The sequence below is a fragment of the Anaerolineales bacterium genome (assembly GCA_022866145.1).
Taxonomy (GTDB): domain Bacteria; phylum Chloroflexota; class Anaerolineae; order Anaerolineales; family E44-bin32; genus PFL42.
In genome coordinates, this window is sequence record JALHUE010000103.1 from 1 (window position 1) to 2,435 (window position 2,435).

Below are 2,435 nucleotides of genomic sequence, written 5' to 3' on the forward strand. Positions count from 1 at the left end.
CGTCAGCCGGAGCAGCGTCTCCGTCGACGGCCGGCCTGTGGCGACGATCGGCCGCGGGCTGAACGTCCTGGTGGGCGTTGGGCACAGCGACACGGAGGCCGAGGCCACGTGGCTGGCGGAGAAGGTCGCCAACCTGCGCCTGTTCGAGGACGATCAAGGATTGACCAATCGATCCGTCCTGGAGGTCGGCGGCGAGGCCCTGGTTGTCTCGCAGTTCACGCTGTATGCCGACGCCCGCAAGGGCAGGCGTCCAAGCTTCACGGACGCGGCCCCACCGGAGCTGGCCGAGCCGCTGGTGCGGAGTTTCGCCCAGCACCTGGCTGAGCAGGGCGTGCCCACCCGGATGGGCGTGTTCGGGGCGCACATGCAGGTCGAGATCGTGAATGACGGCCCGCTGACGATCGTGCTCGCGAGACCTTGGGGAGGGTGACCACCAGAACGTACCGCGTGTTGGCAGCCACGGATCAATTCGGTTCTTGCGTGTCTTTGCCGTCTGGCAAGGGGTGGAGATGAAGCAGTCGCCTGTCCTTCACGGGCCGAGAACCTGGTGTCTCCTTCTTGTGCCCAGCATAGTGGTAGTGCTCGTCATGATCCCGCGCTTGGCGAGTGCCCAATTCGGATTGTTTGACGACCCAACCTCAATCGTCAAGAGCGAGGGACTCTGGAGAGGCGAGACAACCCTCAATGATGACGTCATGTATGGGCGGTTCCGGCCAGTGCATTTGGCTCACTTCTCTCTTATCTACCTCGCGGCAGGATCCAATCCCTTCTGGTTCTTTGTCGGAAATGCTCTGATCGCCGCCGTGGCGGTCGCGGGGTTGGTGTACCTGGTCTGGGTGGCGACCGACTCTTCCCTTGCCGCGATAAGCTCTGGGCTCGCATTCGTGCTGGGAGGGCCCTTTGTTGAGAGCTCCTTCACCCTGTCGAAACCTGAACTCCTGCAGGTCCTCTGGCTCGTGCTGTCACTTGTCTCGATAGCGGTCATTCTCAAACCAGCCTCTCGATGTCGCCTCGCTCTAGGTATAGGCGTTGCTGCTGTCTTCGTTTGCCTCGCATGCTTGACGAAAGAGACCGCAGTCGTGCTGGCGCCGATCTCCTTGGTGTGGGCCGTGGTTGCCTGGCTGTGGAAAAGGACATCCGAGTCAGAACGCGGCGCCTACGGCGTTCGAAGGGCCTACTTTGCGGCTGTAATCCTGGGGGTGGCGACATTTCTTGTGATTGTGCTCTCCCGAGTGCCTTCAATCCTTGAACCGGCCGGACCGCGGGCAGACTTCGAGTTCAATTGGATGCACCTGTACAGCAACAGTAGGATCTGGGCTGATTGGCTGATGAGGGACTACTTGTATCTGCTGCCCCTAGGCGTTGTGGCGCTGATGGTACTGTTCACAGAGAGAAAGCTTCAGCATGCTCACCTCCTGGTCGATTCAGTGGCCTGGATGATTGCGTGGCTTGTGATCTACATACCTTGGCGATACACCCCGGAGTACTACCTCTTGCCCTTTTCGATCGGCGCCAGCGTCGCCGCAGGGGCTCTGATCTCCTTGGTGGTGGAGGCCGGAAAGCGGAAACGACGTCTGACAAGTCTCGTCGCGAGAGGCTGCGGCGTGATCGCCGGCATGCTGTTCATTCTCACGATCCCGAACAACGCGTCCAACGCCGGGATGCAGCTGTCGATAGATCGGGCGAATGAGACCGCGATGGAGTACGTCGCCGACAACCTGCCGTTGGGAAGCACACTATGGTTCAACTATCGGCCGTATGAGTACTATTGGGAGACCGAATTACTGCTGCGGGAGGTTCTTGGTCGGCAGGACATCCATGTTGACCAGGTGCGTTACCAGGATCTCGCTTCGGACTTCCCTGGTGAGAACCCCTTGTATGTTCTCTCTCCTGTAGTTGAGAATCAGCCCTATCCCTCGGTGAGGATGGGGGTCTATGAGAGTGATGCGCGCTCGTTTGAGAAGGACTTGGTGGATCGCATCGGCCCTCGTCTTAAGCTCGAAAATGAGTTCCGGGCGCAAAGCAAGCTCCTGACCGTGGATGCGCTTAGGCTCGGCTGTCTCGTCCTTAGAGATGGCGCATATTGCGATGTTCCCAATTCGCCTCTGGACACCAGGAGATTCGCTTTGGGCTGGCGTCTTTATCGAGTGGAGTAGGGAGGGGAATTGAATCAGACAGAGGGTTCCATCGTCGTCGACCCTTCACCAAGGCGGCCCCACCGGAGCAGGCCGAGCCGCTGGTGCGGCGTCTTCCCCAGCACCTGGCTGTGCAGGGCGTGCCCACCCGGATGGGCGTGTTCGGGGCGCACATGCAGGTCGAGATTGTGAATGATGGCCCGCTGACGATCGTGCTCGAGCGGCTGGCACCAGCGGGAGACGCTGAACGCACCTGATCACGCCCCGGCGTCGCCGCCCAGGAAGCCTCGCGGGTCCTTC

The 2,435-nt window shown here is 60.6% G+C and carries 3 protein-coding genes; all 3 read left to right on the forward strand.

The features are described 5' to 3' along the window. Window positions 1-430: D-aminoacyl-tRNA deacylase (dtd, locus tag MUO23_03360; GenBank protein MCJ7511994.1), on the forward strand; the 430-nt coding region annotated here is incomplete at its 5' end. A 148-nt stretch (window positions 431-578) separates the two neighbouring features. Continuing rightward, the gene (locus MUO23_03365) at window positions 579-2,156 is read left to right on the forward strand and encodes a hypothetical protein (GenBank protein ID MCJ7511995.1); all 1,578 of its coding nucleotides are present in this window, start codon (window positions 579-581) and stop codon (window positions 2,154-2,156) included. A gap of 83 nt (window positions 2,157-2,239) precedes the next feature. Further along, window positions 2,240-2,392, forward strand: coding sequence for a D-aminoacyl-tRNA deacylase (locus tag MUO23_03370; protein ID MCJ7511996.1), 153 nt, complete (start codon window positions 2,240-2,242; stop codon window positions 2,390-2,392). Window positions 2,393-2,435: the final 43 nt, after the last annotated feature.